The organism is Rhizobium rosettiformans W3, assembly GCF_004912135.1.
In the GTDB taxonomy this organism is placed as follows: Bacteria; Pseudomonadota; Alphaproteobacteria; order Rhizobiales; family Rhizobiaceae; genus Allorhizobium; species Allorhizobium rosettiformans.
This window is the reverse complement of record NZ_STGU01000004.1, coordinates 393949-419787: the sequence shown is the minus strand read 5'-3', so window position 1 is coordinate 419787 and position 25839 is coordinate 393949. Positions and strand designations below refer to the sequence as shown.

General features: G+C 58.7%; 30 protein-coding genes and 1 tRNA gene. 28 read left to right on the top strand and 3 right to left on the bottom strand.

What is annotated here, in order from left to right; translation table 11 throughout:
• The first annotated feature begins 16 nt into the window (after positions 1-16).
• From FAA86_RS10505 to FAA86_RS10385, 25 genes are all read left to right on the top strand, one after another.
• A complete protein-coding gene (locus FAA86_RS10505) occupies positions 17-1192 on the top strand; it encodes a hypothetical protein (RefSeq protein ID WP_136540370.1) in 1176 nt (391 codons plus the stop codon).
• Positions 1193-1232: 40 nt separating this feature from the next.
• On the top strand, positions 1233-1616 hold the full coding sequence (locus FAA86_RS10500; protein WP_136540368.1) for a DUF7831 domain-containing protein: 384 nt from the start codon (positions 1233-1235) through the stop codon (positions 1614-1616).
• Positions 1616-1822 (top strand): hypothetical protein, encoded by a 207-nt coding sequence (locus FAA86_RS10495; protein WP_136540366.1) that lies wholly within the window; start codon positions 1616-1618, stop codon positions 1820-1822. Before FAA86_RS10500 ends, FAA86_RS10495 begins: the two co-directional genes overlap by 1 nt.
• A 22-nt stretch (positions 1823-1844) precedes the next feature.
• The gene (locus FAA86_RS10490) at positions 1845-2090 is read left to right on the top strand and encodes a hypothetical protein (protein WP_136540364.1); all 246 of its coding nucleotides are present in this window, start codon (positions 1845-1847) and stop codon (positions 2088-2090) included.
• Positions 2091-2130: 40 nt separating this feature from the next.
• Positions 2131-3936, top strand: a complete 1806-nt coding sequence (locus FAA86_RS10485) for a DEAD/DEAH box helicase (protein WP_136540362.1) — start codon at positions 2131-2133, stop codon at positions 3934-3936.
• Positions 3908-4336 carry a hypothetical protein gene (locus FAA86_RS10480; protein ID WP_136540360.1) on the top strand — a complete coding sequence of 143 codons (429 nt, stop codon included), beginning with the start codon at positions 3908-3910 and terminating at the stop codon, positions 4334-4336. Before FAA86_RS10485 ends, FAA86_RS10480 begins: the two co-directional genes overlap by 29 nt.
• Before the next feature lie 72 nt (positions 4337-4408).
• Entirely contained in the window at positions 4409-5011 is a 603-nt protein-coding gene (locus FAA86_RS10475; protein ID WP_136540358.1) for a hypothetical protein, read from the top strand.
• Positions 5008-5613, top strand: a complete 606-nt coding sequence (locus FAA86_RS10470; protein ID WP_136540356.1) for a hypothetical protein — start codon at positions 5008-5010, stop codon at positions 5611-5613. The genes FAA86_RS10475 and FAA86_RS10470 overlap by 4 nt, the downstream gene beginning before the upstream one ends.
• Before the next feature lie 7 nt (positions 5614-5620).
• Positions 5621-7249 carry a helix-turn-helix transcriptional regulator gene (locus FAA86_RS10465; protein WP_136540354.1) on the top strand — a complete coding sequence of 543 codons (1629 nt, stop codon included), beginning with the start codon at positions 5621-5623 and terminating at the stop codon, positions 7247-7249.
• A 16-nt stretch (positions 7250-7265) separates the two neighbouring features.
• Entirely contained in the window at positions 7266-7490 is a 225-nt protein-coding gene (locus tag FAA86_RS10460; protein ID WP_136540352.1) for a hypothetical protein, read from the top strand.
• 4 nt (positions 7491-7494) lie between these two features.
• Entirely contained in the window at positions 7495-9729 is a 2235-nt protein-coding gene (locus tag FAA86_RS10455) for a DNA polymerase (RefSeq protein WP_136540351.1), read from the top strand.
• A 129-nt stretch (positions 9730-9858) separates the two neighbouring features.
• Entirely contained in the window at positions 9859-10128 is a 270-nt protein-coding gene (locus FAA86_RS10450) for a hypothetical protein (RefSeq protein ID WP_136540349.1), read from the top strand.
• Complete coding sequence (locus FAA86_RS10445) at positions 10128-10766, top strand: 3'-5' exonuclease (protein WP_136540347.1); 639 nt, start codon at positions 10128-10130, stop codon at positions 10764-10766. The genes FAA86_RS10450 and FAA86_RS10445 overlap by 1 nt, the downstream gene beginning before the upstream one ends.
• Positions 10767-10780: 14 nt before the next feature.
• Entirely contained in the window at positions 10781-11869 is a 1089-nt protein-coding gene (locus FAA86_RS10440) for a PDDEXK family nuclease (protein WP_136540345.1), read from the top strand.
• A 62-nt stretch (positions 11870-11931) separates the two neighbouring features.
• Positions 11932-12903 carry a hypothetical protein gene (locus FAA86_RS10435; protein ID WP_136540343.1) on the top strand — a complete coding sequence of 324 codons (972 nt, stop codon included), beginning with the start codon at positions 11932-11934 and terminating at the stop codon, positions 12901-12903.
• A gap of 66 nt (positions 12904-12969) precedes the next feature.
• The gene (locus FAA86_RS10430) at positions 12970-14328 is read left to right on the top strand and encodes an ATP-dependent DNA helicase (protein WP_136540341.1); all 1359 of its coding nucleotides are present in this window, start codon (positions 12970-12972) and stop codon (positions 14326-14328) included.
• Between the two features lie 6 nt (positions 14329-14334).
• Positions 14335-14601 carry a hypothetical protein gene (locus tag FAA86_RS10425; protein ID WP_136540339.1) on the top strand — a complete coding sequence of 89 codons (267 nt, stop codon included), beginning with the start codon at positions 14335-14337 and terminating at the stop codon, positions 14599-14601.
• Between the two features lie 29 nt (positions 14602-14630).
• Positions 14631-15407 carry a deoxynucleotide monophosphate kinase family protein gene (locus FAA86_RS10420; RefSeq protein WP_136540337.1) on the top strand — a complete coding sequence of 259 codons (777 nt, stop codon included), beginning with the start codon at positions 14631-14633 and terminating at the stop codon, positions 15405-15407.
• On the top strand, positions 15407-16348 hold the full coding sequence (locus tag FAA86_RS10415) for an FAD-dependent thymidylate synthase (protein ID WP_205910030.1): 942 nt from the start codon (positions 15407-15409) through the stop codon (positions 16346-16348). Before FAA86_RS10420 ends, FAA86_RS10415 begins: the two co-directional genes overlap by 1 nt.
• 15 nt (positions 16349-16363) lie before the next feature.
• The gene (locus tag FAA86_RS10410) at positions 16364-16603 is read left to right on the top strand and encodes a hypothetical protein (protein WP_136540335.1); all 240 of its coding nucleotides are present in this window, start codon (positions 16364-16366) and stop codon (positions 16601-16603) included.
• Positions 16604-16613: 10 nt separating this feature from the next.
• Positions 16614-16949, top strand: coding sequence for a helix-turn-helix domain-containing protein (locus FAA86_RS25205; protein ID WP_136540432.1), 336 nt, complete (start codon positions 16614-16616; stop codon positions 16947-16949).
• Between the two features lie 168 nt (positions 16950-17117).
• Positions 17118-19343 carry a ribonucleoside-triphosphate reductase, adenosylcobalamin-dependent gene (nrdJ, locus tag FAA86_RS10400; RefSeq protein WP_136540333.1) on the top strand — a complete coding sequence of 742 codons (2226 nt, stop codon included), beginning with the start codon at positions 17118-17120 and terminating at the stop codon, positions 19341-19343.
• A complete protein-coding gene (locus tag FAA86_RS10395) occupies positions 19343-19582 on the top strand; it encodes a glutaredoxin domain-containing protein (RefSeq protein WP_167494939.1) in 240 nt (79 codons plus the stop codon). Before nrdJ ends, FAA86_RS10395 begins: the two co-directional genes overlap by 1 nt.
• Positions 19566-19991 carry a dUTP diphosphatase gene (gene dut, locus FAA86_RS10390; protein ID WP_136540329.1) on the top strand — a complete coding sequence of 142 codons (426 nt, stop codon included), beginning with the start codon at positions 19566-19568 and terminating at the stop codon, positions 19989-19991. Before FAA86_RS10395 ends, dut begins: the two co-directional genes overlap by 17 nt.
• Before the next feature lie 220 nt (positions 19992-20211).
• Positions 20212-20868 (top strand): helix-turn-helix domain-containing protein, encoded by a 657-nt coding sequence (locus FAA86_RS10385; RefSeq protein ID WP_136540327.1) that lies wholly within the window; start codon positions 20212-20214, stop codon positions 20866-20868.
• Between the two features lie 76 nt (positions 20869-20944).
• Here the strand turns inward: FAA86_RS10385 and FAA86_RS10380 are convergent, their stop codons facing one another.
• The 3 genes from FAA86_RS10380 to FAA86_RS10370 all read right to left on the bottom strand — a co-directional run bounded on the left by FAA86_RS10380 (position 20945) and on the right by FAA86_RS10370 (position 23029).
• The gene (locus FAA86_RS10380) at positions 20945-21142 is read right to left on the bottom strand and encodes a hypothetical protein (RefSeq protein ID WP_136540325.1); all 198 of its coding nucleotides are present in this window, start codon (positions 21140-21142) and stop codon (positions 20945-20947) included.
• Between the two features lie 261 nt (positions 21143-21403).
• Positions 21404-21480, bottom strand: a tRNA-Arg gene (locus tag FAA86_RS10375).
• Positions 21481-21595: 115 nt separating this feature from the next.
• Entirely contained in the window at positions 21596-23029 is a 1434-nt protein-coding gene (locus tag FAA86_RS10370) for a sensor histidine kinase (RefSeq protein WP_246035050.1), read from the bottom strand.
• A gap of 416 nt (positions 23030-23445) precedes the next feature.
• Here FAA86_RS10370 and rpmH point away from each other — a divergent pair, with 416 nt between their 5' ends.
• The 3 genes from rpmH to yidC are packed head-to-tail and all read left to right on the top strand — an operon-like array spanning position 23446 to position 25796.
• A complete protein-coding gene (gene rpmH, locus FAA86_RS10365) occupies positions 23446-23583 on the top strand; it encodes a 50S ribosomal protein L34 (RefSeq protein ID WP_006727993.1) in 138 nt (45 codons plus the stop codon).
• A gap of 33 nt (positions 23584-23616) precedes the next feature.
• A complete protein-coding gene (gene rnpA / locus FAA86_RS10360; protein WP_136540321.1) occupies positions 23617-24006 on the top strand; it encodes a ribonuclease P protein component in 390 nt (129 codons plus the stop codon).
• A complete protein-coding gene (gene yidC, locus FAA86_RS10355; protein WP_136540319.1) occupies positions 24006-25796 on the top strand; it encodes a membrane protein insertase YidC in 1791 nt (596 codons plus the stop codon). The genes rnpA and yidC overlap by 1 nt, the downstream gene beginning before the upstream one ends.
• Positions 25797-25839 lie beyond the last annotated feature (43 nt).

Sequence of the window (25839 nt, the reverse complement as noted above, 5' to 3'; positions counted from 1 at the left end):
AACAAGGAGGCAGAAATTGCTACCGCATCGTATCTCTGGCCGGTCCCTTTCAGTTCTCGTTGATGGTCGCTTTCGCACTATCACAAACCAGGCTGTCAACTTCGACACCATCGTTGATCTCCTGCGCTCTGGCACCGCGACTGAAGACGAAGTCCGCGACCTGATCGACATCCCCACCTTTATCAAAAAGGCGACGTTCGGGCGCGTCGAAGTCACCGAGGGCGAGGTCATCTTCAACGGCCTGCCGCAGACTGGCTACATGGCGGAGCGCATCCTCAAGCACCTGCATGCCGGTCTCGACATCGGCCCTTACGCCCGCTTCCTCGACAACCTGATGGACAATCCCACGCAGTACGTCCGCGAGGACCTCTTCAAGTGGGTCGAGGCTGGCGACATGCCCTTCACGGAAGACGGCTGCTTCCTGGCTTACAAGTACGTCCAGGACGACTACTACTCCGCTCACTCCGGCGCCAACGGTAAGGTCTTCCACGGCCTGGGCGAATTCGTGACAATGCCGCGCTCCGAGTGCGACCTGTCCCGCTCGTCGTGCTCGACCGGTCTGCACTTCTGCTCCTTCAAATACCTGGGGCACTATAACACCAACCGCCGCATCATCATCGTCAAGGTGCATCCGTCCAACGTCACGGCGATCCCGCCTGACTATGGTGCCCAGAAGGGCCGCTGCTGCGCCTACACCGTCGTCGGTGAGCTGCCGCAGGACCAGGTTCACGACATCCTGCGCGGTCGCCTGGTGGTCCGCTCCTTCAAGGAATTCCGCTTCGGTGAGGTCGCCCAGGGCGATGACGAACTGCTCAATGCGCAGGTGACGGTCGACAACTTCGAACGCCCGCCCGAGCCGGAAGACGACGATCAGGGCGTCGAGGAAGAGCACGAGGAGGACCTGGTCGAGGACGAAGGCGAATACGACAGCGTCTCGCCGACCGAGATCGATCCGGAAGACCTTGAGCCGGTCGTTGCACCTCCCGCCCCGGTCGAGAAGCCGGTGGTCAAGGCGAAGACCAAACCCGCCAAGAAGGGCAAGGGCAAGGTGACGTTCACGCATAACGACGTGACTTATTCGCCCAAGAAAATCCTGAAGCTGATCGAAGAGAACGGTCAGCGCGGGACGAGCAAGAAGACAGGCATCCCACGCACGACGCTCCAGTCCTGGCTCTCCATCATCAAGGGGTAAGGCGCAAGCCTTCCCCACACCCCCAGCACCCGAGGAGCAAATGCCCGTAATTCGACAGAAATTCATTCGCCGCGAAGACCTGCAGGCGAACCCTGAAACACTCTACTTGTTCGGGGATAATGACGACAGGTCTGGCTATGGTGGTCAGGCCAAGGAAATGCGCGATGAGGAGAACGCGGTCGGTGTCCGCACCAAGTGGTCGCCCTCCAACAACCCTGGCGCCTTCTTCCGCGACCGCGATGCCGAGCAGGTTTTCGGCATGATCGATGAAGACCTCGATCCGGTCATCGACCACCTTCGCCAGGGCGGCACCGTGGTCATCCCTGCAGACGGCCTCGGCACCGGACTGTCCCGTCTCCCGCAAACCTCGCCGATCATCTTCAACTATCTCGAAGAGCGGCTCGAATACCTGGAGAACCTCTGATGAGCGCACTTCTGGTCGCAATCCTTCTCAACGCCCAGGGTGAAGAAATCCGCCGCGTCGAGAAGCCGGTCATGACCTACGCGGTCTGCCGCCTCGCTGAGAAGTCGGTCACTGCCGACGTCTTCGCCCACACCTCTGATGGCAAGGTCAAGCTGAAGACCGAATGCCGCTCTGTTCGGCTTGCCGCAACCGGTCAGAAAATCTGACATCTAAGAAAGGAAAAACGACATGCAGACGATCCACTCCCCGAAGGCCTTCACTCGCGGTCGCAACAACCCGATCCGCCCGCACTCGACCTACCTCAACCGGCTGAACGCTAAGCTCCTCGAAGAGGCGCTGATCGAGCGTGACGAGTGGGACAAGATCATCGACGCGAACAAGCTGAAGGACAGCCGTGGGCAGCGCATGGCGAACCCGGTCACCGGTCACCTGCGCATCCATCCCACCAAGGGCTACCGCTTCGACCGCTTCTGATCCTCCCAACAACTGAGCGCCCTTCAGGGGCAGAGTAACTATGGAAATTGTCTCTGAGGGCGATCTGTTCGTCGCCAAGATCACATTCGCGCAGCGCGACATCTTCAAGAAGGCCGGGTGGAGTTTTCACCCGCGCCTGAAGAAGTGGACGACCAAGGACGTTCATAAGGCTGCTGACTTTTGGGAGTTCGCCAGTGGAAATGCCCGCAAGCAAATCGACGCCTACCGAGGCGGTGCCGGAGCTGTTCTTGAGGCTTCTTGGGCAACGGACTCAGATATCGAAATCCCCTCCCCGGTCGGGAAAGAGTATCTTCCATTCCAGCGAGCTGGCGTTGCTTACGCTATCGCAAAGAAGGACTGCCTTATCGCCGACCCTCCGGGACTTGGAAAGACCATCCAGGCTATCGGGACGACGAACAAGCTTTCTCGTCCCCGACGAGGACTGGTCATTTGCCCCGCCTCACTCAAAGTCAACTGGCAGCGAGAAATCGGACGATGGTCGACGCTGGGCCTTACATGCGGACTTGTCACGACTCGAGTCGAGGATCGTCTCGATGCTCGCGGCGAACCATTGCGTGGACCTTCTCCTGATGGGAAGCGGAAGGGACCCAAGCTCAAGCATACGGTTGACGTATGGCCCGACACCGACATCGTCATTATCAACAAAGAGCTGTTTGAACGACATCTCGACGCGCTCAAAAATGAGCTGTGGGACTTCATTATCATCGATGAAGCCCATGCTTTCTGTAACCCAAAGGCCAAGTCATCCCAACATATCTGGGGCTATGGCTTTGGTCGAAATCGTGTCCAGCCGATCCGAGGGCGCAAGCGCATTTTCCTCACCGGCACACCGATCACCACCAAGCCCATCAACCTTTGGCCCTTTGTCAAAGCGATGGACCCCGATGGCTTAGGCAAGAGCTGGGAAGACTACGTCTACACCTACTGCGGCGCCTATGAGGAAACGGTCGGGCGCAATCAGGACGGATCGCCGAAGACGCGGATCGTCACCGATGGTGCATCGAACCTCCTGGAGCTGAACCGCAAGCTCCGCCAGGCCTTCATGGTCCGGCGCGAGAAGACCGAGGTTCTGACCGAGCTGCCGCCCAAGCGCCGCGAGATCGTGCTGCTGCCGAGCGACGGCATCGCCAAGCAGGTCGAGCAGGAACTATCCCGCGTCCGTGCCATGCTGTCCAAGTATGAGGACATCCTGGGGATCGAAGACCCGCGCCTGGTCCTGAACGGACTGAACAAGCTCTTCCCGGAACAGATCGAGGAGAAGAGCTTCGAAGAGGTCGGCATGATGTTGACCAATGAGATGCAGGTCGCCTTCGAAGAGATGTCTGAGTACCGCAAGGCGCTCGCCATCGCCAAGGCACCCATGGTCAAGGAGCACGTCGACCGGCTGCTGGAAGCGGGCGAGAAGGTGATCCTGTTCTGCTACCACAAGGAAGTCGCCCAGTATTTCAAGAAATACTACGACAACCAGTGCGCCTTCGTCACCGGCTCGACCCCGTCAGCCAAGCGCCAGGCCCAGGTCGACATGTTCCAGGAGGACCCCGACTGCCGGGTCTTCATCGGCAACATCGCGGCAGCGGGCGTCGGCTTCACACTCACTGCGTCACACTTCGTCGTCTTCGCCGAACTGTCCTGGGTCCCTTCGGAGCTGGAGCAGGCGGAGGACCGGGCATGGCGCATCGGTCAGGATCATTGGGTTCTCGTGCAGCACCTGGTGGTCGACGGATCGCTCGACGCCCGCCTGATCGAGGTCATCATCGACCGCATGGAAACAATCTCACAAGCATTGGATGCCCGACATGTCAGAGACAAAACGCAAGCAGCGTAAGAAGAATGCGGACAAGGTGCGCTGGCTTGACCAGGGCTGGCAACCTGTCTTCATCGGATTCTGCCCAAGCCAGAAGGCGTGGGATCGAGAGATGAAACGCCTGGGCATCACGCCGCCCGAACCCTACCCGACGACGGCAGGGCGGATGACAACGTTCGACTACAAGGGATCGAAGACCGTCTGCCTGGTGACCATCCAGGATGGGTGCGAGAAGGAACACTCCCTCTCCGAAATCATCGGCTTGATCGTCCATGAGGCGATGCACGTCTGGCAGCGCATCCTGTTGGACATCGGCGAGCACGATGGTGCCAGCATGGAGCTGGAGGCTTATGCCATGCAGCAGATCGTCATGATGCTCATGAACGCCTTCGAAGAGACTCGAGGTCTGCCAAAAGCGTGACATGCAGTGTCAAAATATTTGACATCATGGGCAGAATATCTTACAAGCAAGGTTAACAAGGAGACATACCCGATGCAACTCCCCGAAAATCTGAAGAAGTATCAGGACGCCACGCCGGAGGAGAAGGATCGCCGCCTGATCCAGGGCGTGACCGGCGCTCTGTATGACGTCTTCAACTTCCAGCCTTGGATGGTCAACCTCCACGACATTGCCACGGGCCTCTCGAAGAAGTGCCGTTGGAACGGACAAATCCCTGGCGACGAAATCTTCTCTGTGGCTCAGCACTCTGTCGGCGTCTCGCGCCTGATGGGTCCGCGTCCTGAATATCGCCTGATGGGCCTGCTCCATGATGCATCCGAAGGTGTGATGGTCGATCTGATCACGCCAATGAAGCGAGAGATGCCTGACTTCGTGGCGGTCGAAGATCACGTACAGGCGGTCATCTATACCCACTTCGATCTGAGCATCACGCCGGAGATGGATCGCGCTCTCGCTACCGCCGACCGTCTGTGCCTCGAATATGAGGCCAACGAGTTCGAGCGCTGCTGGACCCACATGCAGACCGACCGGAAGTTCACCGAGGTCTTCGACATGCCGATCATGGGCTGCGCCGATTCCAAGCGCCTCTTCATCGCCGAATTCAACTCTATCGTGACAGAAATTCTTACCTCATGACAATCAATGTGACCGACCCCGCGATGGGAAACTCGGGATATGCCCGAATTGCCCATGACTACTATCCGACTCCGGAATGGATGACCGAGAACCTGGCTGATCTCTTCGAGGATCATCCGGACAGCCCCATCCATCTCGACAAGGACTGGTGGGAACCCGCCTGCGGAGAGGGACACATTGCCGAGGTCATCAAGGCGCGGTCGACCGGCACCTGCTATGCGACCGATCTGATCTATCGCGGTTACGGCAAGGGCGGTTGTGACTTCCTGAAGCAGAAGGAAGCTCCCAAGGGCGTCCAGATGATCTTCACCAACCCGCCCTACGGCGACACCGCCGAGCTGTTCATTCAGCATGCGCTGAACCTCATGAAGCCGGTCGACGGATCGGTCATCATGCTCATGCGCAATGAGTACGATTGCTCGAAGAAGCGCATGAAGTGGTTCGGCGATCACCCTGCCTACTTCGGCAAGGCCGTTGCAACGACCCGGCCCCGCTGGATCGAGGGCAGCACCGGCTCTCCCCGTCACAACTATGCTTGGTACCTCTGGGATTGGCGTTCGACCGATCAGGAGCCTCGCATCTTCTATTTCAACAAGAACTGAGGTCTCCATGGGCAAGCCCAAACATCCGGAGGTGCTCAAGCTCTCCTACGAACAGATTGTCGCGCTCCAGATGGAGCACGGGTCTCAGCGCAAGATGGCGGAGGCCTTGGGCATCCCGCGCTCGACGCTACAGAACCATCTGAAGGAGCTGAAGTCGGAACGCTTTGTGTCCCGTCGTCAGAAGGAAGCTCGCCGCATCCCGGTCACCGACAAGGTGCAGTATTTCATCGTGACCTCGGCACAGGACAACACCCTGATCCATACCGGCTTCTGGGACAACCTGAACGCCTATGCCGATCACTTGGGCGCCGAGATCATCGTCTCCGGCTTCACCTACAACAAGAGCCTGTTCGAGGACCATACGGTTATCGCCTCCAGCTTCATGCCGGAGGTGCTTCCGCACATGGAATTCAACCAGGTGCTGATCGGTGACGGTCTGACGATTTGCTGCGAGATGAACACGCTGCCGACCGCCGTGCATCCCCTGTCTGGCTTCGATACCTACACGGGTGATCGCTGGGGCGTCTTCCCACATCCCAAGGTCCACCTGAAGTCGATCCCGACCGCCAAGGGCGACCCGGCGAAGATCATCCTGACCACCGGCTCTGTGACCCTGCCGAACTACGTGCAGAAGAAGGCAGGTATCAAGGCCGAGCACCACCATGAGGTGGGCGCCGTGATCATCGAGCTGCTGCCGAACGGCAAGTTCTTCGTCCGTCACCTGTTGGCGGAAGACGATGGCTCGTTCCAGGACCTTCTGAACGTCGTAAGCGCCGGAAAGGTATCATCGGACGGCACAATCGAAGGGATCACCTGGGGTGACGTTCACTGGGAGAAGCGCAACCCGGTCATCACCTCTGCCTGCTGGGACCTCCCGGCACCGGGCGTGGTGCGCTCCTTCCCGGCGATGCTCGACTACCTCAAGCCGTCATATCAGTTCATCCACGACCTGACCGATTTCGAGTACCGCAACCACCACAACATCAAGGACCCGCACTTCCGGTTCAAGATGCATATGCGCAACACGGACTCGGTCGAAGACTCGATGAAGGGCGCTGCCATCTTCCTCAAGGACATCGAGCGTGATGGCACACTCACCGTGGTCGTTGAATCGAACCATGACCTGGCGCTGACCAAATGGCTCAAGACTGCCGACTATCGAGATGACCCGATCAATGCTGAGTTCTTCCTGCGCCTTCAGCTGCAGACGTACCAGGCAATCATGCGTGGCGATGAGCAGTACCAGGTCTTCCCGTGGGTGCTGCGCCAGTATGAGGACCTGGACGACGTCATCTTCCTGTCCCAGGACGACAGCTTCACCATTGCCGGTGACATCGAGTGTGCAATGCACGGGCATGTCGGCGCCAACGGTGCCAAGGCCTCGCCGATGGCATTTTCGCGCATGGGTAAGCGGTCGAACACGGCACACACTCACAGTGCCTCGATCTTCGACGGCAACTATTGTGCGGGCGTCTCGGCAAGCCTCGACATGGGCTACAACGTCGGTCTGTCCAGCTGGAGTGTCACCCACATCGTGACCTATCCGAGCGGCAAGCGCACCTTGGTCACTATGCACGACGACGGTCTCTACTGCGCCGCAGTGATGGACCTGGCAGCTCTCTCTGTCGCCGCCTGAGGTCAGAAATTCTGCCATGCCGACAGAAAGAAAAGCCATCGCCCTGGTCGTCGGTCACAAGGAGGCCGACGACCGCCAACACCTCGGACCACTCGTGAAGCTCCTGGTCGAGGGGCAGCTGTTCAACATGAACCCGCTGACCCGCGTCTACACCGCCGTCGTGCCCAGCAGGGGACAGAGACGCTGGTGGGAGAAGCTCCGCAGCCTCGCCGAGGACAAGCAAATTCACTCGTTGAGGTAACGCCATGAAGCTCCGTCCCGAGGGAGTCAAAATCAAGAAGAGCGGTTGGATTCAGGAACCGGCATACGGCACCCTGATCTTCGACGTCGAAACTGACGGCCTTCTTCACCAGCTGACCACCATGCACGTCCTCTCGATCCGCGAGTTCGAGACCGGCGAGCGCTGGACATTCCGCCGCAACGCCGAGGAAGATACCCTCGAAGACGGAATTGCCATGCTCGAAGACTGCCGGTCGGTCGTCGGGCACAACATCATGCAGTTCGACTTGGAAGCCATCCGCATCCTGTGGCCTGACTTCGAACTGCACCCCGACTGCGTCATCCACGACACTCTTGTCTCCTCGCGCCTGATCTTCACCGACCAGAAGGACAAGGACTTCCGCCTGTGGCGCAAGGGCAAGCTGCCCGGTCAGCTCATCGGTACCGACAAGCTTGAAGCCTGGGGCTACCGCCTGGGTCTCCAGAAGGGCGACTACGCCCAGGAGATGGAAGCTCGTGCCAAGGAACAGGGCATCACGGACAAGGAGGAAATCCGCAAGTTCGTCTGGGGCACCTGGAGCATCGAGATGGAGGAGTATTGCGATCTCGACGTTGACGTGAACACCGCGCTCTACAAGCAGATCGACCTCCTCGACTATCCGGAATTCCCCATCGACTTCGAACATGACGCTCACTCCATGGCGATCATGATCGAGGAGAACGGCTGGCCCTTCGACATCAAGCGGGCACAGGCCCTCGCAGATGAGATTGAAGCTGAAAGCGTAGAGCTGGAAGCTTTGGCGACGGAACACTTTGGCTGGTGGTTTGGTCCAGCGAAGAAGCACCAGGTCCGCTACCTCTGGGACGATCCGGAAGGCATCAACAAGAAGAAGACCTACAAGGCGCCGCGCCCTGAGTTTGGCGAGGACGACTCACGTGCGATCTGGGGCGAGGTCACCGTCCCTAAGGCGACCCGCAAGTTCAAGGAAATCTGGCGCGTGAACCCGAGAACCGGCGAGCGCTCCATGAACAACAACGTGGATGAGGGTGCGCCTTTCTGTGCCATCGAGAAGAAGGAATTCAAGCCGTCTTCCCGCCAGCACATCATCGACCGCTTCACCACCGTATACGACTGGGAACCAGTCGAATTCACCGACAAGGGCGGCGTCAAGGTCTCAGACTCGGTGTTGCGCAGCCTGATCGGACGCATCCCGATGGCGGAAGAGCTGGCGGAAGTCTTCTACCTCGCCAAGCGTCTCGGTCAGATCAAGACAGGTGCCAACTCCTGGCTGAACAAGGTCGAGGCAGATGGAGCGATCCATCACCGTCTGAACGTGGGCGGCACGATCTCGGGACGCTGCGCCCACTCGAATCCGAATATCGCGCAGGTACCAAAAGTCATCGCAGTCAAGGTGTTGGATAAGGACGGCAGCTTCAACAAGAAGGTGCTGGGTCCGGATGGCGAACCAATCTCCGACTGCTTCAATGCTGATGGCACACTCAAGAAGGAGGTAGCTCTCAAGGGTCGCTTGGGACGGCACGGTTGGGATTGCCGCCGACTGTTCTATGTCCCGAAGGGCTGGACACTCGTCGGCTGCGACTTGTCGGGCATCGAGTTCCGCTGCTTGGCATCCTTGGCAAAGCCATATGACGATGGGTTCCTGGTTGATCAGATTCTTGTCGGCGACATTCACACCGCCAACATGGAAGCTGCCGGTCTCCCTACTCGCGAGAAAGCCAAGACCTTCATTTACGCTCTTGTCTACGGCGGTGGCGATGTGAAGCTTGGATGGATTGTCGATCCCCTCGCAAGTGTCGAAGAGCAGCGGGCAATCGGCAAGCGCCTGAGGGAGCAGTTCTTCTTGAAGATGCCGGGACTGGGACAGGCGGTTAAATTCATCCAGAAACAGGCTCGCAAGGGCTTCGTTGAGGGCCTTGACGGTCGCCGCCTCATCGTCCGCGCCCAACATGCTGCATTGAACCTCCGCCTTCAATCTGATGGTGCCGTGATTGCTAAGAAATGGATGCTATTGTCGGATGACCACTTCCAGGAAGAAGGCCTGCGTCACGGCTGGGACGGTGACTATGCGTTCCTTGGGTTTATCCATGACGAACTTCAGGTCGCCGTCCGCGACGACTTGGTCGACTTTGCCAAACAGAACCTGATCGCCTCAGCTAGGGAATCTGGCGAATTCTTCAACTTCGGCATGGAGGTCGCAGCTGAAGCGAAACATGGGATCAACTGGGCACAAACGCACTAAGGGGATAGATTTTTTGACATTCCTAGAAAGAATTGTTGACCACCCCCGCAACATTTGCTATCAAATTAACCAACGGAGAAAGAAATGCAAACACCCAACGTAACCCCCGGAACAAATGAGTCTCAGGCCATGCGCCTGCCCACGCTGATGATCTCTGCGATCACCTGGGCGGTTATCGGCGGCGCTCTCTGGCTCTTCGGTGTGATTGCGATCAGCCTTGCCTGGATCGTCGGTCCCCTCGCCTACATCGTGCATCTGAATCTCTTGCAGGAGATGGTCCGCAAGATCGTCTCGGAAGAGATGGAGAAGGTTGTCGATGCCGTCGAGATGGAAATCGACAGCGACTTCGTCCCGGTCTCCTTTCAGGATGCCTCCCACCTGGAAGGCTCGCTGAACTGATGTTGTCATTCGTATTCGACACCGAGACGACCGGCGCTGCCGCGAAGAAAGACCCGTTCGACCAGGGCAACGACAAGATCATGCAGTTCTACGGCGGGCTGTATGAACACGACCTCGACAAGAACTATCTGGTCGAGCGGAAGGTGGAGGATGGGAGCACTCAACTGTTCCTCGATCTTCAGCCCATCGTGTCGTTCAACTTCCTGGTTCTGACGGACAAGGACCCGCACAAGCAGGCGGTCGCCGTCCATGGGATCACTAAGGAAAGAGCGAACCAGATCGGCATTGCGCCGGACAACCTGGCGCACCTGATCTCGGACGTGATGGACGTCGCCGACCGCTTCGTCTGCCATAACATCACCTTCGATACCCGGATGGTCAAACACCTGTTTGCCTCAGAAAATCTGGACCCGGCGCAGGTGGACGAGAAGGAACATTTTTGCACGATGGAGTATCTGAAGCCCATCATGCGGATGACCCCGAAGGTCTATGGCGACTGGAAGAACCCGAAGCTGATCGAGGCCCACCAGTACATCTTCGGGCGCGGCTTTGAAGGTGCCCATGATGCCACGGCAGACTCCAACGCATGTGCCGCGATCTACTTCGCGATCCTTGCGATGGATGGACAGAAAAACTGACATCGAGGATAGACATGACGGACAATCAAACCATCTTCGATTTCAAGGGGATGTTCCAATCCCACGTCGATGCGAACCAGAAGGTCTGGGACCATGACCGGTCCTCCACCCTCGGCGCCTCGGAGGCATTCGGTTGCCTCCGCAAGGCGTGGTTCGACAAGAAAGGTGAAGCCAATGGCTATGAGCAGGATGAGGATTTTGTGCAGGGCTGGGGTGCTGCCGAACGTGGCAACACGATGGAAGAGCACTGGGTAGTCCCGGTCCTCGAAACACGGAACCCGGAAGGCACCCGCTTCCACTTCGGATCAGGCGAAGACCAGGTCACCTACGTCTACGGTAATAACTCTGCCACGCCGGACGGCCTCTACACCGGCTGTTCGCCGGATGCGCTTTCCCTTTATGGAATCGAGGACATCGAGTCGGATTGCTTCCTGGTCGAGATCAAGTCCATCGATCCGCGTTCCAAGCTGGACGAGGAAAAGGCGATCCACCATGGGCAGGTTCAGCAGCAGCTAGGCATCATCCGGGCGATGACGGACCACAAGCCGATGTATGGCGTGATCCTCTACATCAATGCGTCCTTCTACGACGAGATCACCGTCTTCGTCGTTCGGTTCGATGAGGACTATTGGCGCTCGGCTCGCATCCGCGCCAAGCAGCTGAACGCGGCAGCGGACGCCAAGGATATCTATGCCGAAGGCATCATCATGGATGCCTGCGAATACTGCAAATGGAAGAACGCCTGCGCCATGGTCAACAAGGCGGCGGTTCCGACCAAGGAGAAGAAGAACGCCTTCACCGAGGTGCAGTTGAACGAATTGGCGGAGCTGGCTCGCGAAGAGCGCAAGATCGACGCCGAGATGAAAGCCATGAAGGAGCGCAAGGACGATCTTCGGGCCGACATGAAGGAAATGCTCGCACGTGCCCAGACCAAGAAGGCCGGTGATGAGCGATTTAAGATTTCTTGGGCGTGGCAGGATGGTCGAGAGACTGTCGACACCAAGGCGATGGAAGCCGCTGGCATCGACCTGTCACCCTTCAAGAAGAAAGGAAACGGGTTCGAGAAGATGGTGATCGCCATCACGGACTCGGACTCTGCTTAGTCAGGATAGAATTTCTGACATCGCAGGGAATTAATTCTAACACCCAACAACAGGAGATATCCATGGGTACCGCACTCGCAGCGCTCGGCGCAAAGTTCAAGGCAATCACGGAGACCGATACCAACCCCTGGCTGGAAGCCGGTGCTGAAAACTCGTTCTTCGGCGCGATCCTCAAGTTCTCGGGCAACGACGGCAAGTACAGCTTCGGCAAGAAGGACGAGGAAGAATTCCTTGATGACGGTCATGAGCTGATCGCCAACCTGATCGGTGTCCAGCATGGTCACATCTGCTGGGTCGAAGGCTCGCCCAAGGACGAGATCAACTACCTCGTCATGGAGCGTCCGAAGCTGCCGTCCATCGACACCTTGCCGGACTACGGCCCGTACAAGAAGTACCCGGACGGCTCGGAAGACGGCTGGGTCGAGCAGATCGTTCTGCAGCTCTATTCGCCGGAGCTGGACCAGGCCTTCACCGTCAAGCTCGCTGGCGGTTCGAAGCTCCGCGCCGGTCGCCAGCTCATCAGCGCCTTCGGCAAGAAGGGCGTTGGCAAGCTCGGCAAGGACGGTCTGCCGATGCTCCCGGTCATCGAGCTGGGTTCGAACAGCTTCACCCTGAAGGACAACCCGAAGGCTGGCACCAAGTATGCCCCGGTCTTCAAGATCGTGGACTTCGAAGAGCTGTCTGCATTCGCCGACATCTTCGAAGGTGACGGTGACGACGACTCCGGCGCCGAGGACGAAGGCAACTACGAGCAGGAAGCTCCCCGCACCCGCGCCGCTCCGGCCCAGGTTGAAGACAAGCGCCCGACCCGTGCTGTCAAGGAAGAGGAAGCCCCGCGCAGCCGCCGTGCTCCTGCCAAGGACCAGGACGTCGAAGACGCCGAATTCGAGGAAGTGAAGGACCAGGACGAACCCGCCCAGTCCTCGCGCCGCGCCCGCGTCGTTCATGCCGAACCGCAGGATGAAGACGAGGTGCAGGAAGAAATCACTTCCCGCCGTGCCTCCGCTCGCGGTCGCCGTGGTCGCCAGGGCTAAGCCCACCACTCTCGCCGGGACCCCCAACTTCTGGGGGTCCTCCCTCCTCCCCGATAGGAGTCGACCGTGGCAGATATTGTCCTTTCCGACATGCAGACGAAAGCCGCAGGCCAGGTCAAAAGCTGGTACCGAGGCGCCGTGCATGGCGATTTCGAAAAGTTCTACCTCGCCGGTTATGCCGGTTCCGGCAAGACATCCATCTTGCCCTATCTCATCGATCACTGCGGCCTGAACTGGCAGGATGTGACCTTCTGCGCCCCCACCGGTAAGGCGGCGAAGGTCCTCACCGGTAAGCTGCAGGGCATGTACAATGACAAGACCGTCGTTGCTAAAACGATCCATTCCCAGATTTACGTTCCGCTTAGGGCCAAGGTCGAGAAACTGCGCGACGATATTCTGTCCCTGGAGAAGTCCATCAAGGACTTGAACCGGGCACAGGAAACGAGCGGCGCGTTCGATCCGGCTGAGTTCCAGAACCGCGTGTCTCAGATGGAAGGCGAGCTGCGTCAGCTCAAGACTGACTTTGACGATGCCAACCGCCTCGCCCAGAAGAACGGCCCCTCCTTCGTCTTGAACCCGGAAAGCCCGGTCGCCAAGTCGAAGCTGATCGTGGTCGATGAAGCATCCATGGTGGGCGAAAGCCTGACCGATGACCTGTTCGCCTTCGGAGTTCCGATCCTGGCGATTGGCGATCCGGCGCAGCTGCCGCCCGTGGGTGACAACCCAGGCCTGGCAATCGGCAATCCGGACTTCTTCCTGTCGGAAATCCACCGCCAGGCGGCAGACAATCCGATCATCCGCCTATCGATGGACATCCGCGAAGGCAAGCGTCTGACACCCGGCACGAAGATGGGCGACAAGGTCCGCATCGTGCGCGGTCGCGATGACCATTGGACGGAGAACCCAGACTATGACGCCCAGGTCCTTTGCGGCACCCACAAGACCCGCTGGATTCTGACCAAGCGCATCCGGAACATGTGTGGCTACGAAGGCGCCGCGCCCCAGGAAGGTGAGCCGCTGCTGGTCTGCAAAAACTCGAAGAAGATTCCGACCCTGGTCAATGGGTCCTTTGTCGAGTGCATCACGCCTCCGGAAGACCTCTATGAGGGCGATGCATCCTTCACCATGAAGGTCCGCGACGAGACCGGCATCGACTATCAGATGCAGGTCTATCAGGGCACCTTCGAAGAGCACCAGAAGCGCCAGCGCGATGCTCACACGGCGCCGAAGTTTCAGGCGTTCGATGCAAAGCGCATGGACGAAATCCTGGACTTCGGCTGGGTCATCACGACCCACAAGAGTCAGGGATCGCAGTGGGACAATGTCGTTGTCCACGATGAGAGCGGCAAGTTCCGGGATGACGCTGACAAGTGGCTTTACACCGCCGTCACCCGTGCCGCCGACGAACTAACCGTAGTTGTTTGAGGGATCATGGAACAGAAAGTCTACCCCATTCTCACCCGCCTTGTTGGTGTCGAGACCCGCGAGTCTGATGATCGGAAGGAGATCATCATCCGTCTGGAATTCGAAGTCGACAATCCGGATGACCTCTATCAGGTCGAGGTGCGCTTTGACCCCGTCCTGATCACGAACCCCGAACAGCTTCGCCCGCTGTTCGACAAGCATCGCATCGCCATTTCGCCCAAGTGTATCGACGTTTGGGACGAAGCTGTCGCGACTTTGTTCGCCCAGCAGTGACAGAATTTCTAACATCGGAGACAGTGAAAATGACAAATATCGTCGGCCTCACCGGTTTGAAGGGCAGCGGCAAGGATACAGCCGCCAAGGTCCTCAAGGCCGCAGGTTTTGAAGAAGTGAAGATGGCGGAAGGCCTGAAGCGCATGATCCGCGCCTTCCTCTATTACCAGGGTGTCGAAAGCCTGGATGTCGAGCGGATGATTGAGGGCGACCTCAAGGAAGTCCCAACCGAATTCCTTGGCGGCAAATCCCCGCGAGAATTCATGCAGCTGCTCGGTACCGAGTTCGGTCGCAAGCTAATCAACGACGACCTCTGGGTCGACGCTTGGAAGCGCCGCACCGCGACACTCGAAAACGTCGTGACGACCGACATCCGCTTCCCGAATGAAGCCCAGGCGCTGGCGGATGCCGGTGGTGAGCTTTACCGGATCGAGCGGGACACCGACGTCAACACCTTCTCGCTGCACGAGTCGGAAAAGTACATCCCGACCCTGCCGGTGAAGGCGGTGATCGACAACCAGGGCACAATCGATGAGCTGAACCAGGAGATGATCCTGCGCTTCCTCGGCCCCATCGATCATGCCGAACTGATGGCAGCGATGGAAGCAATCACCATCCGCTATCAGATCACCATCGACATGCCGTCGCATCCGCATCAGTTCGACACCTACCATGAGACCGGTAAGAACCCGTCTCCTGCGAAGATGCTCGAAGATGAGCTGCACCTGGCGCGTTCGGTCGACAGCACTCCGTGGGCCGACTACATCATGTCCGGCGAGTTCGAGATTGAAGGGAGGGTCCTCTAATGGGATTCCTCTCCTTCCTCCGCACATTCTTCAACTTCGTCCTCAACCTCCCCACGCCAACAGGGATCACGGCAACAGTCGTAGCCGACTCCATCGCTCCCCAGTTCTTCCGTAGTCAGATGACGATGGGCACCCGCATCACGACCTTCGCGCTGCGTTACCCTCGCTTCATTCATGCCGAGCTGATGACGCACCGAGTGTTCTCGCGCAACGCTTCGAGCAGCCGAGCCATCCCGGTCATGACGATGCTGAAGGAAATCATCCTCGATCCGGCGATGCCTGTGTATTGGGGCGCCAATCAGTCAGGGATGCAGGCAAAGACAGAACTGACCGGGTGGAAGCGCCATCTCGCAATTCGCGTCTGGCGGCTCGCCAGGTACCCTGCCGTGGCTGCTGCCTTCATTGCCTACAAGATCGGCCTTCACAAGCAGATCGCTAATCGCATCTGCGAGCCTTGGGCACATATCACGGTCCTCGTTACCGCGACCGAATATCAGAACTGGTTCAACCTGCGCCTTCACGAGGATGCTCAGCCCGAAATTCGCGAACTGGCATCCAAGATGTGGAATGCGAGGGAAAAGAGCACACCAGATCGTCTTATGCCTGGTCAGTGGCACCTTCCATTCCTGCGCAACGCTGAGCGTCACCTCGACCTGGACGACAAGATCAAAATCTCGGTCGCCCGCTGTGCGCGTGTTTCGTACCTGACGCACGACAAGAAGGAACCGCAGCTTGCCCAGGACATCAAGCTCTACGAGCGCCTGGTCGGATCGGAACCTCTCCACGCCTCCCCAGCCGAGCATCAGGCTACTCCGGACAAGCTGCAGGTTGCTGAAGCACCCAACCTCCGTAGCTCCTACTCGCAACCCCACCTGCACGGCAACTTCGTCGGCTGGGTCCAATACCGCAAAACCCTGCCGAACGAATTCGCTGCAGGCTGATCAGAAGGAAACAACATGCAAATTCTCATGAAAATCTCGGACAACGTTGCCCAGGTCGAAGGCAAGGACGTCCCCGTCGTTGCGATGGATATGAAGTCCGTCGAGAGTGTCGAAGGTATGTCCGAACCGACACCCGCCATGTGGACCGCTGCCTGCGTCTACGACCTGTTCGTGACCGGCAAGCTCTTGGAGCTGACGACCGAGTTCATCGCCTCCCAGAAACAGGAAGCCGGGGGCGAAAAGACCGGTGACTGATTCCAAAACGATGCCAACTCGGGAAAAGCTGATGGAGCTGCGAGAGTCCGGCTTCACCAGGGAGGAGATCGCCGAACAATACGGTGTGACCCTATCCCGAGTGAAGAGGTGGCTACGACAGTATGGGTTTACGAAACCGGATCGCAAGCTTGCACCAGAGCCGGTTGACCTGCCCATCACCGATCTACCTTTTCACACGGGCATGACTCTGATGGAACGGGCTAAGCTCGCTCTGGGTCGACGCCTGACTGAAGATAAGCATCGCGGCTATCTGTTGGATGGGCGCCCTGCAAACACTGAACGGATTATCGATGCGGCGCGACTGAGGCCAGTCAAGAGGGGATAGCAAAAATATAGTTGCGAGCCAAAGTGTCAAAATCTTTGACCACTTTGGACGCATTTGCTATCCTCTCAACCTCGTCGCCCATTGAGGGCCAATAAGAACAATCTGCAGAGACCGGCGTCCCGCCACCAGCGGGCGATGGATTTCTGCGCTCAATCGAAAGAACTTGAAATGAATAACGTCCTGGAAGCCGCGAAAGGCTCTATCCGCTCTCAGATCGTGGAGCGCCGCACCTACCTCCGTCCGCTCAATGAGGATGGGACCACATTTGAGACCTTCGAGCAGTCGGTCGACCGCATGATCGACCATCAGCGCTGGCTCTGGGAACGTGCCAAGGCTGGCATGCACAAGGACCCGAAGACCGATATCTGGGACCTGGAAGCGCTCGATGCCAAGCAGGAAGAAGAGCTGGAAGAACTGCGCCTCCTTCTCCTGCAGCGCAAGGTCACACTCGCCGGTCGCACCCGCTGGCTGGGCGGCACGGACGTCGCCAAGAGCCGCGAGTCCTCCATGTTCAACTGCTCCTTCCTGGAAGTCCGCTCCGTCTATGACGTGGTCGACGTCCTCTGGCTGTTGCTCCAGGGCTGCGGCGTTGGCTTCCGTCCGATTGTCGGCGTCCTGAACGGCTTCAACAACAAGATCGAGAACGTCGAGATCGTTCGCTCGACCCGCACCTCGAAGGGTGGGCGCGAAAAGAACAAGGAGACGTTCAACAAGAAGACCGGCACCTGGACGATCAAGGTCGGCGACAGCGCCGAGGCCTGGGCGAAGTCCATCGGCAAGCTCCTCGCCGGTAAGAAGCCCGCCAAGAAGCTCGTGCTCGACTTCTCCGAAATCCGCCCTGCCGGTGAGCGCCTGAAGGGTTACGGCTGGATCAGCTCCGGCGACGAACAGATCGCGATTGCCTTCGAAGCCATCGCCCGCATCATGTCCAATGCTGCCGGTCGCCTCCTGACCCGCATTGAAATCCTCGACATCGTCAACTGGCTCGGCACCGTTCTTTCCTCGCGCCGTTCTGCCGAAATCTGCCTGATGGCTGTGGGTGAGCCTGAGTGGGAGCAGTTTGCCGCCGCCAAGAGCGAGTGGTGGGACTTCTATAACGCCGAGGGCGAGAAGTTCGAAGTTCCGGAAGGACTCAACATCTTCAGCGCCACAGACAAGCCGATCATCAAGCGGATGGCGGAAAGCGTTGGCTATTTCGACCGCGCCCAGCGTCAGCAGTCCAACAACACTCTGATGTTCTACCATCGCCCTGACTACTGGGAAGTCCGCAACATCTTCGACATGATGGTCAAGGCCGGTGGCTCTGAGCCTGGGTTCTCGAACGCTGTCGAAGCTCTGCGCCGCGCTCCTTGGTTCAAGGGTGGTAACCCCTGCTACGAAATTCTGCTGGGCGACCGCTCATTCTGCAACCTGGTTGAAACTGTCCTCTTCCGCTTCAATGGAGACCTCGCCGGTCTTCTCCGTGCTCACTACCTGGTCGCCCGTGCGAACTATCGCCAGACCTGCGTGTGGCTCGATGACGGCATCCTTCAGCGCGGCTGGCATGAGTTGAACGAATTCCTGCGCCTGTGCGGCGTTGGTGTGACCGGCGTCGTGTCCTGGGACCTGCAGAAGGACGCACAGGCCTGGCGTGACCTGCGTGACGCAGCCCAGACCGGTGCCCATGCCCAGGCTGACGAGCTGGGTATGCCTCGTGCCAAGGCTGTGACGACCATCAAGCCGTCCGGCACACAGTCGAAGACACTCAGCCTGCAGGGTCAGGAAGTGCCGGAGGGCATTCACTCGCCGCTCGGTCGCTTCATCTTCAACAACGTCGGCATGTCGGCGCACGATCCTCTCGTCCCGATGCTGAAGAAGGCGAACTATCACGTCTTCCCGAAGCCGAACGATCCGTCGAGTGTCCTGGTCCAGATTCCGGTCGAGTATTCGAACATCGAGTTCTCGAAGGTCACCCGCACTCTGAAGCGCCAGGAGAACGTCTACACCGGCCATGGCGATTTCGAAGTCCGCGAGTACGAGGAACAGGTCGAAGTTGAGGTGAACCTTGAGAGCGCCGTCGACCAGCTCAACCGCTACAAGCTCGTCATGGAGAACTACGTCGACCACAACTGCTCGATCACGGTTTCTTATGACCCATCGGAAGTGCCCGCCATTATCGATTGGTTCATGAATAACTGGGATAGTTTCGTCGGCGTGTCCTTCCTTTACCGGAACGCCCCATCGAAGACTGCGGAAGACCTGGGTTATGCGTATCTTCCGCAGGCTGTCGTTGATGAGCAGACGTACCGCGAGTACGAAGCTCAGCTTCTCCCCATCGACTGGACCGGCACTGAGACCGAGCTTGCAGTCGAGAATGCAGGGGAAGAGTGCATCGGCGCTTGCCCGGTGCGCTGATGGCATCCGTCCGGATCATCACACAGCCAGCTTGCCCCTTCTGCGAGCTGGCAGTCGACCTCCTCACCAAACTTGGTGTGGAGGTGGACAAAACCGTTCTGAAGACGCCTGCTGAGAAAGAGGCGTTCAAGAAGCATCATGAAACCGTCCCGCAAATCTGGATCGGCAAGACCCACATCGGTGGGTATGATCATCTCAAAGCATTCCTGAAAGGAAAACTCCTTGACGCTGCCAGTTAAGAAGCTGTCGCCGACCGCGACAATCCCCACCCGAGGTTCCGCCCAGGCGGCGGGTCTCGATCTCTACCTGGACCAGGATGAGCTGATCCTTCACTCCGGTCGCCGGGAGGCAGCGAGCACCGGCATCGCTGTCGCGATCCCTGAGGGATACTATGGGCGCGTGGCACCCAGGTCTGGGCTTTCTGCCAAGCAGGGCATCGACGTACTCGCTGGTGTCATCGATTCCGACTATCGGGGTGAGATCAAGGTCTTGCTTTTGAATACGGATCGCATCACCCACGTCTTCCGTCGCGGCGACAGAATTGCTCAACTCATTCTGGAGCAAATTAAATTGGACGACCCCATTGAGGTGGCTGAGCTTCCCGACACCAATCGTGGAGACGCGGGCTTCGGGTCTACCGGTCAGTAAACCTGACGACAACCGCTCACAACCAACTCACATCTTAACCATATTTAGCGTCCGGTGACACATTTTCTGTCTCATCGGCGCTATTTTCAGTTGTGTTCGGCCTTCGTTCACTTGCGCGAGGTCATGAATTCTGTCTTTAGTCGCGTTGTATGGCGCTGCCAAGGGGAATTGGGACTTCGTTAAACACCCCGATGGAGGGCATAGGGAAAAGGAGTCGAACATGAGCAATGAACAGAATCCGATAGTAGCCGGAATTAAAGACCGCATCAAAGAAGCTCGCGAGAAGCAGCAGCTGACGCAGAGCGCCTTGGCAAAGCATCTCTCGATCAGCCGCACCGCTATTACTCAGTGGGAAGCGGGCCTGACCTTTCCGTCTTACGAAAAGACCATGGAAATGGCGAAACTACTCTACGTTCGCCCTGAGTGGATCGCTTTTGGTGTGACCACTCCGGTCGAGTATCGTGTGCCTACCGATTCGGTCAAGGTCGACATTGTTGACTTCGGCACGGATGCAAATGAGCGCCGGGTGGTTGGTACCCACTATCTATCCACAGAGTTCGTCAAGGACACTCTGCGGGCGACTGAGCTGGACAAGCTCTTCATCTACCACATCGAGTCTGAGACGTTCGCACCGCGCTTCCAGCCTCGTGATCACCTGGTGGTCGACGGGAGTGTGACGAAGGCGACCGGCGAAGGCATGTACCTCATCTGGAACGGTCTGTCGGCACAGGTCGTCAACATCCAGGCGAACTACGCAGAGCCGGGTACCGTCGTCGTCCGAACCACGGATCGGGCAGGCGAAGCTGGCAACACTGTAGAAGCTGCCAAGCTCATCGTGCTTGGTAGGATCAAGGGCCGGATCGGCGCCGCGTTATAATAGCATTCTTATTACTTGAGACATTTTTCATATACAAAAGGGCGGTCTTAGTACCGCCTTTTATTTTGCCTGCACCTCAGATCGCTTCCTTGACCCAATTGTCATACAGCCGCTCGGCGACGTCGCTACGGATGCGCCGCTTACGTCCGACCAGGGTGTATGGGAGGTCGCCATTATCGCAGCGGTTCTTCACCCACTTCTCATTGATGTCGGTCAGCCCACGGGCGTGGAAGAACTCGACGGTCTGTGCGGGTGTCCAAAGCTGGATAGGCATGGGTGAATCACTCAATTAATCATCTGCATTAATATCTAACCCATGTCAGATATTCTGTCAAACCCAACCGGCACCAATCCCCAGCTCGTGCATTTCTCGTGCAGAATCCGTGCAATCGTGCATTTTGCTAGGCTGAATTAGGCTCTACAGGGCCGAAAAAGGCCCAATGTCAGAAATTAATTGATGCATATAAGGCATAGAAAAGGCCCCGTTTCCGGAGCCTTTTGCTTCTAAGTCATTGATTTACTTAGGGAAAAGAAATGGCGCACCCGAAGAGATTCGAACTCCTGACCCCCAGATTCGTAGTCTGGTGCTCTATCCAGCTGAGCTACGGGTGCGTGCCGGCCGACTGTCCGTCGGCGTGTGGCGATCCTCTAAAGCGGGTCGCTCAGGAATGCAAGCGCCCATTTCAAAAAAGAGTCATTTTCCTTTCATGCGACGCGGAACGTCCGCTCAGGCGCGGGCGCGCCAGTCGTCGAGAGCCACTGGCCTGTCGGGGATTTCGACCCGGAACATGGTGCCGGGGCCTGGTTTTTCCACAAGGGCGATCGTTCCGCCATGAGCGAGCACGAGTTCGCGAGCAATGGCGAGACCGAGGCCCGTTCCGCCTGAACGTGCCGAACCGCGAAAGGCGGCAAAGAGGTTTTCGCGCGCCTTGCGCGGCATACCAGGGCCCGTGTCGTCGATGACGATGGCGACGACCGAACCCATGCGCTGGGCCGATACCGTGATGCGGCGCACGTGATCCGGTTCTTCCGGCGTGAAAGAGGCGAGCGCCTGCACGGCGTTGCGGCAGATGTTGTGAATGACGCGAAAGAGCTGTTCGCTGTCTGCGTCCACCTCGATGTCGGGGGCGATCGTGTCAACGAATTCGATGCCGGAATCGTGGCTGAGATGCAGGAGATCCCGCACTTCCTGACACACTTCGGAAAGCAGGAAACGCCGGCGGCGTGGCTCGGCCTCGGAGGTCTGTCCGTAAGAGAGGACCTCGCTGGTATAACCGACAGCCCGGTCGATGGTGCGCAGCAGCTTCGGAGCGAAGCTCTTCACCAGGGGATCCTCGACATCGACCAGACGGTCCGACATCAGTTGGGCCGAGGCTAGGATGTTGCGCATGTCGTGATTGATCTTGGAGACGGCGAGGCCGAGATCGGCCAGCGTCTTCTGCTGGCGCAGCGTCTTCTGCAACTGGTCCTGCATGCGCGAGAGATGCCGACCGGCAACGGCGATCTCATCCTTGCCGTGCGTCGCCGGCAGGATGCGCGACGGGTCCTCCGGGTTCTCGGCAAAGGCCTGCATGCTGCGCGCAAGACGGCGCACGGGCATGATCATGACGCGGTTGATGGCGAGGAACATCAGGACCGCTGTTATCACCGAGATGATCAGTGAAACGAAAAGGATGTTGCGGGCATAGCCCAGCATGGCCTTGTGCAGCGGTCCCTCGTCGATGACGATCTCCACCGTCACGTCGCTGCCTTCGGCAATGGGACCGTAAATGCGCAGCAACCGGTCGCCCCCGAGAAGCAGGGTATAGAAGGCGTCCCGGATCGATCCGAGCTCGGAATAATCGGAAAGGTCGAAGGCGGCATCGACCTCGTTCGGCATTTCAGTGACGGCGAGAAGACGCGATGTGCCGTCCTTGCGCAGGACGATGGCCTTGGTGCCCGTCGTCGCCAGCGTGTCTTCCTGGACCCCGCGCGGCAGTTCCAGCGGCTGAAGCCCGTCGATGACGACGCCCGCGGCGGCCGCGGTGTTCAGCCGATCCTGGAGCCATCTCTGGCGCATGGTGGCGATCGAGGGGGCGAATATCAGGATTTCAGCCAGCATGACGAAGGCAATGGTCAGCCACAGGAGCTTGCCGGAAAGCCCGCGGATGCGGGACGGCATGGCGTAGCCTCCGGAGAGGTCGGCCTGCAGATCATGATCCTGCCGGTCGAGCATTAGGCCCTCATTCCTGTCGTCCCGATCCACAACGGCCGGAGGCGAGCCATGCCTAAGGGGCACCCGGTCTCCGGTTCAATGCTGTCTCTCATGCCTATCATGCGCAAGCAGCGAATAAACATGAAAGTTTGTTCATGTTAACGACGCAAAGGGCGTGGCGGATGTGTGGCGAGAAGAGGAATTTCGCCTTTATTTGCCGGATCAGGCCTTAAAACTCGGCATCATTGACTCCTGTGCCCCCTGACACTATAAGCCGCGCACGTTCGGATATAGGCGCCCGGCGGCGCTCACCCGTGCGACGAACCAAAACGCTGTTGCAATTTGCACATCCAAGAAGGGCCGCACACCGCGGTATTAAATAAATGTCGAAGCGTACTTTCCAACCTTCCAAGCTTGTTCGCAAGCGCCGCCACGGCTTCCGTGCGCGTATGGCCACCAAGGGCGGCCGCCAGGTCCTCAACGCACGCCGCGCACGCGGTCGCGCCAAGCTCTCGGCCTAAGGGCCGTATGAGCCCGACGAGATTGACGGGCCCATGACGTCCACGGACTCCAAAAATCCTGTCGGCCGGCTGAAAAGCCGGCCCCAGTTTCTCGCCGTCAGGCACGGCGAAGCGCGCAAAGGTCGCACCTTCCTTCTGGAAGTGCTGGACCGCAAAGATGAAGCGCCGCCCCGCGTGGGCTTTACGGTCACCAAGAAACACGGCAATGCAGTGGAACGCAACCGCATGCGGCGCAGGCTGAAAGAAGCCGTGCGACTGAATGCGGCGTTTGCAATGCAGCCGGGACACGACTATGTCATTGTCGCCCGGCGCGAGGTCCTGGATGTGCCTTTCGATCAGTTGTCCCGTCAGTTGATCCAGCGCATCGAGAACCGCCAGACGAATAACTCCCGGTCGAACAAGACCGCTCCCAGGAAAGAGTGATGCAGAACAACCGCAACTATTTCATCGCGATTGCCTTATCGGTGGTGATCGTCCTCGCCTGGCAGTTCTTCTACATGAACCCGCGCATCGAGGCCCAGCGTCAGGCGCAGGAAGCCCAGATCGCCCAGCAGCAGGCGCAGACCGAGCAGCAGGCGACGACGCCGGCCGCCACCGTCGACGGCAACCTGCCGGCCGGTGGTGCCGCGAATGCGGAAGCCAGCCGTGAAGCTGCGGTTGCCAAGACGGCGCGCGTTGCGATCGAGACTCAAGACCTCGAAGGTTCGATCAACCTGACCGGCGCCCGCCTCGATGACCTGAAGCTCAAGCAGTATCGCGAGACCGTCGATCCGACGAGCCCGATCGTGACACTCTTCAATCCGGCTGAAACCCGCGACGCCTATTTTGCCGAACTCGGCTTCATCGCCGGTGAAAATGCCGGATCGGTTCCGGGCCCGAACACCGTCTGGACCGCGCCCGAAGGCGCAACGCTGACCGAGACGACGCCGGTCACGCTGACCTATACCAACGAATCGGGCCTGACGTTCAACCGCACGATCTCGGTCGACGAGCACTACATGTTCACCGTTGAAGACACGATCGTGAACAACGGCACCGCAGCGGCGAGCCTTGCGCCCTACGGCCGCGTGACCCGCTACAACAAGCCGACCACGCCTTCCATCTTCGTTCTGCACGAGGGCTTCCTCGGCGTGTTGGGCACCGAAGGCAGCCTTGTCGAGCATGATTACACTGACGTCGAAGAAGCCGCCATCAGCAACCCGAAGGCGACCGGCGGCTGGCTCGGCATCACCGACAAGTACTGGGCGGCATCGCTGATCCCGCAGCAGACCCTGCCTTACGAAGCACGCTTCTCCTATTTCACCGATGGCCAGTCCCGCTATCAGGCCGACTACAAGAATGACGCCCTGAGCATCCCGGCCGGCCAGAGCACCTCGGTGAAGACGCTCGTCTTCGCTGGCGCAAAGCAGGTGCCGGTCATCGACAGCTACCAGGAAAACCTCGGCATTCCGAAGTTCGACCTGATGATCGACTGGGGCTGGTTCTACTTCATCACCAAGCCGATGTTCCACCTGATGGACTACTTCTTCCATCTGGTCGGCAATTTCGGCGTGGCCATCCTGCTGACCACCATCGTCGTCAAGCTCCTGTTCTTCCCGCTTGCCAACAAGCAGTATGCGTCCATGGCCAACATGAAGCGCGTGCAGCCGAAGCTCGAAGAGTTGAAGGCAAAGTATGCCGACGACCGCATGGGCCTGCAGCAGGCGATGATGGCGCTCTACAAGGAAGAGAAGATCAATCCGGTTGCCGGCTGCTGGCCGGTGCTCCTGCAGATCCCGGTCTTCTTCGCCCTCTATAAGGTCATCTACGTCACCATCGAAATGCGCCACGCGCCCTTCTTTGGCTGGATCCAGGACCTCTCGGCTCCGGATCCGACGACCTTCCTCAACCTGTTCGGTCTCCTGCCGTTCGACGCGCCGACCTTCCTGCATCTCGGCATCTGGCCGATCATCATGGGCATCACCATGTGGCTGCAGATGCGCATGAACCCGACGCCGCCGGACCCGACCCAGGCGATGCTGTTCAACTGGATGCCAGTGATCTTCACCTTCATGCTCGGCTCGTTCCCGGCGGGTCTGGTCATCTACTGGGCCTGGAACAACACCTTGTCGATCCTGCAGCAGGCAGTCATCATGAAGCGGCACGGCGTCGAGATCGAGTTGTTCAAGAACATCGGCAACATGTTCCGGCGAAAACCGGCCCAGACCAAGTGACGCGCAAAGCCCCGGCCATGCCGGGGCTTTTTCTATGGTGATC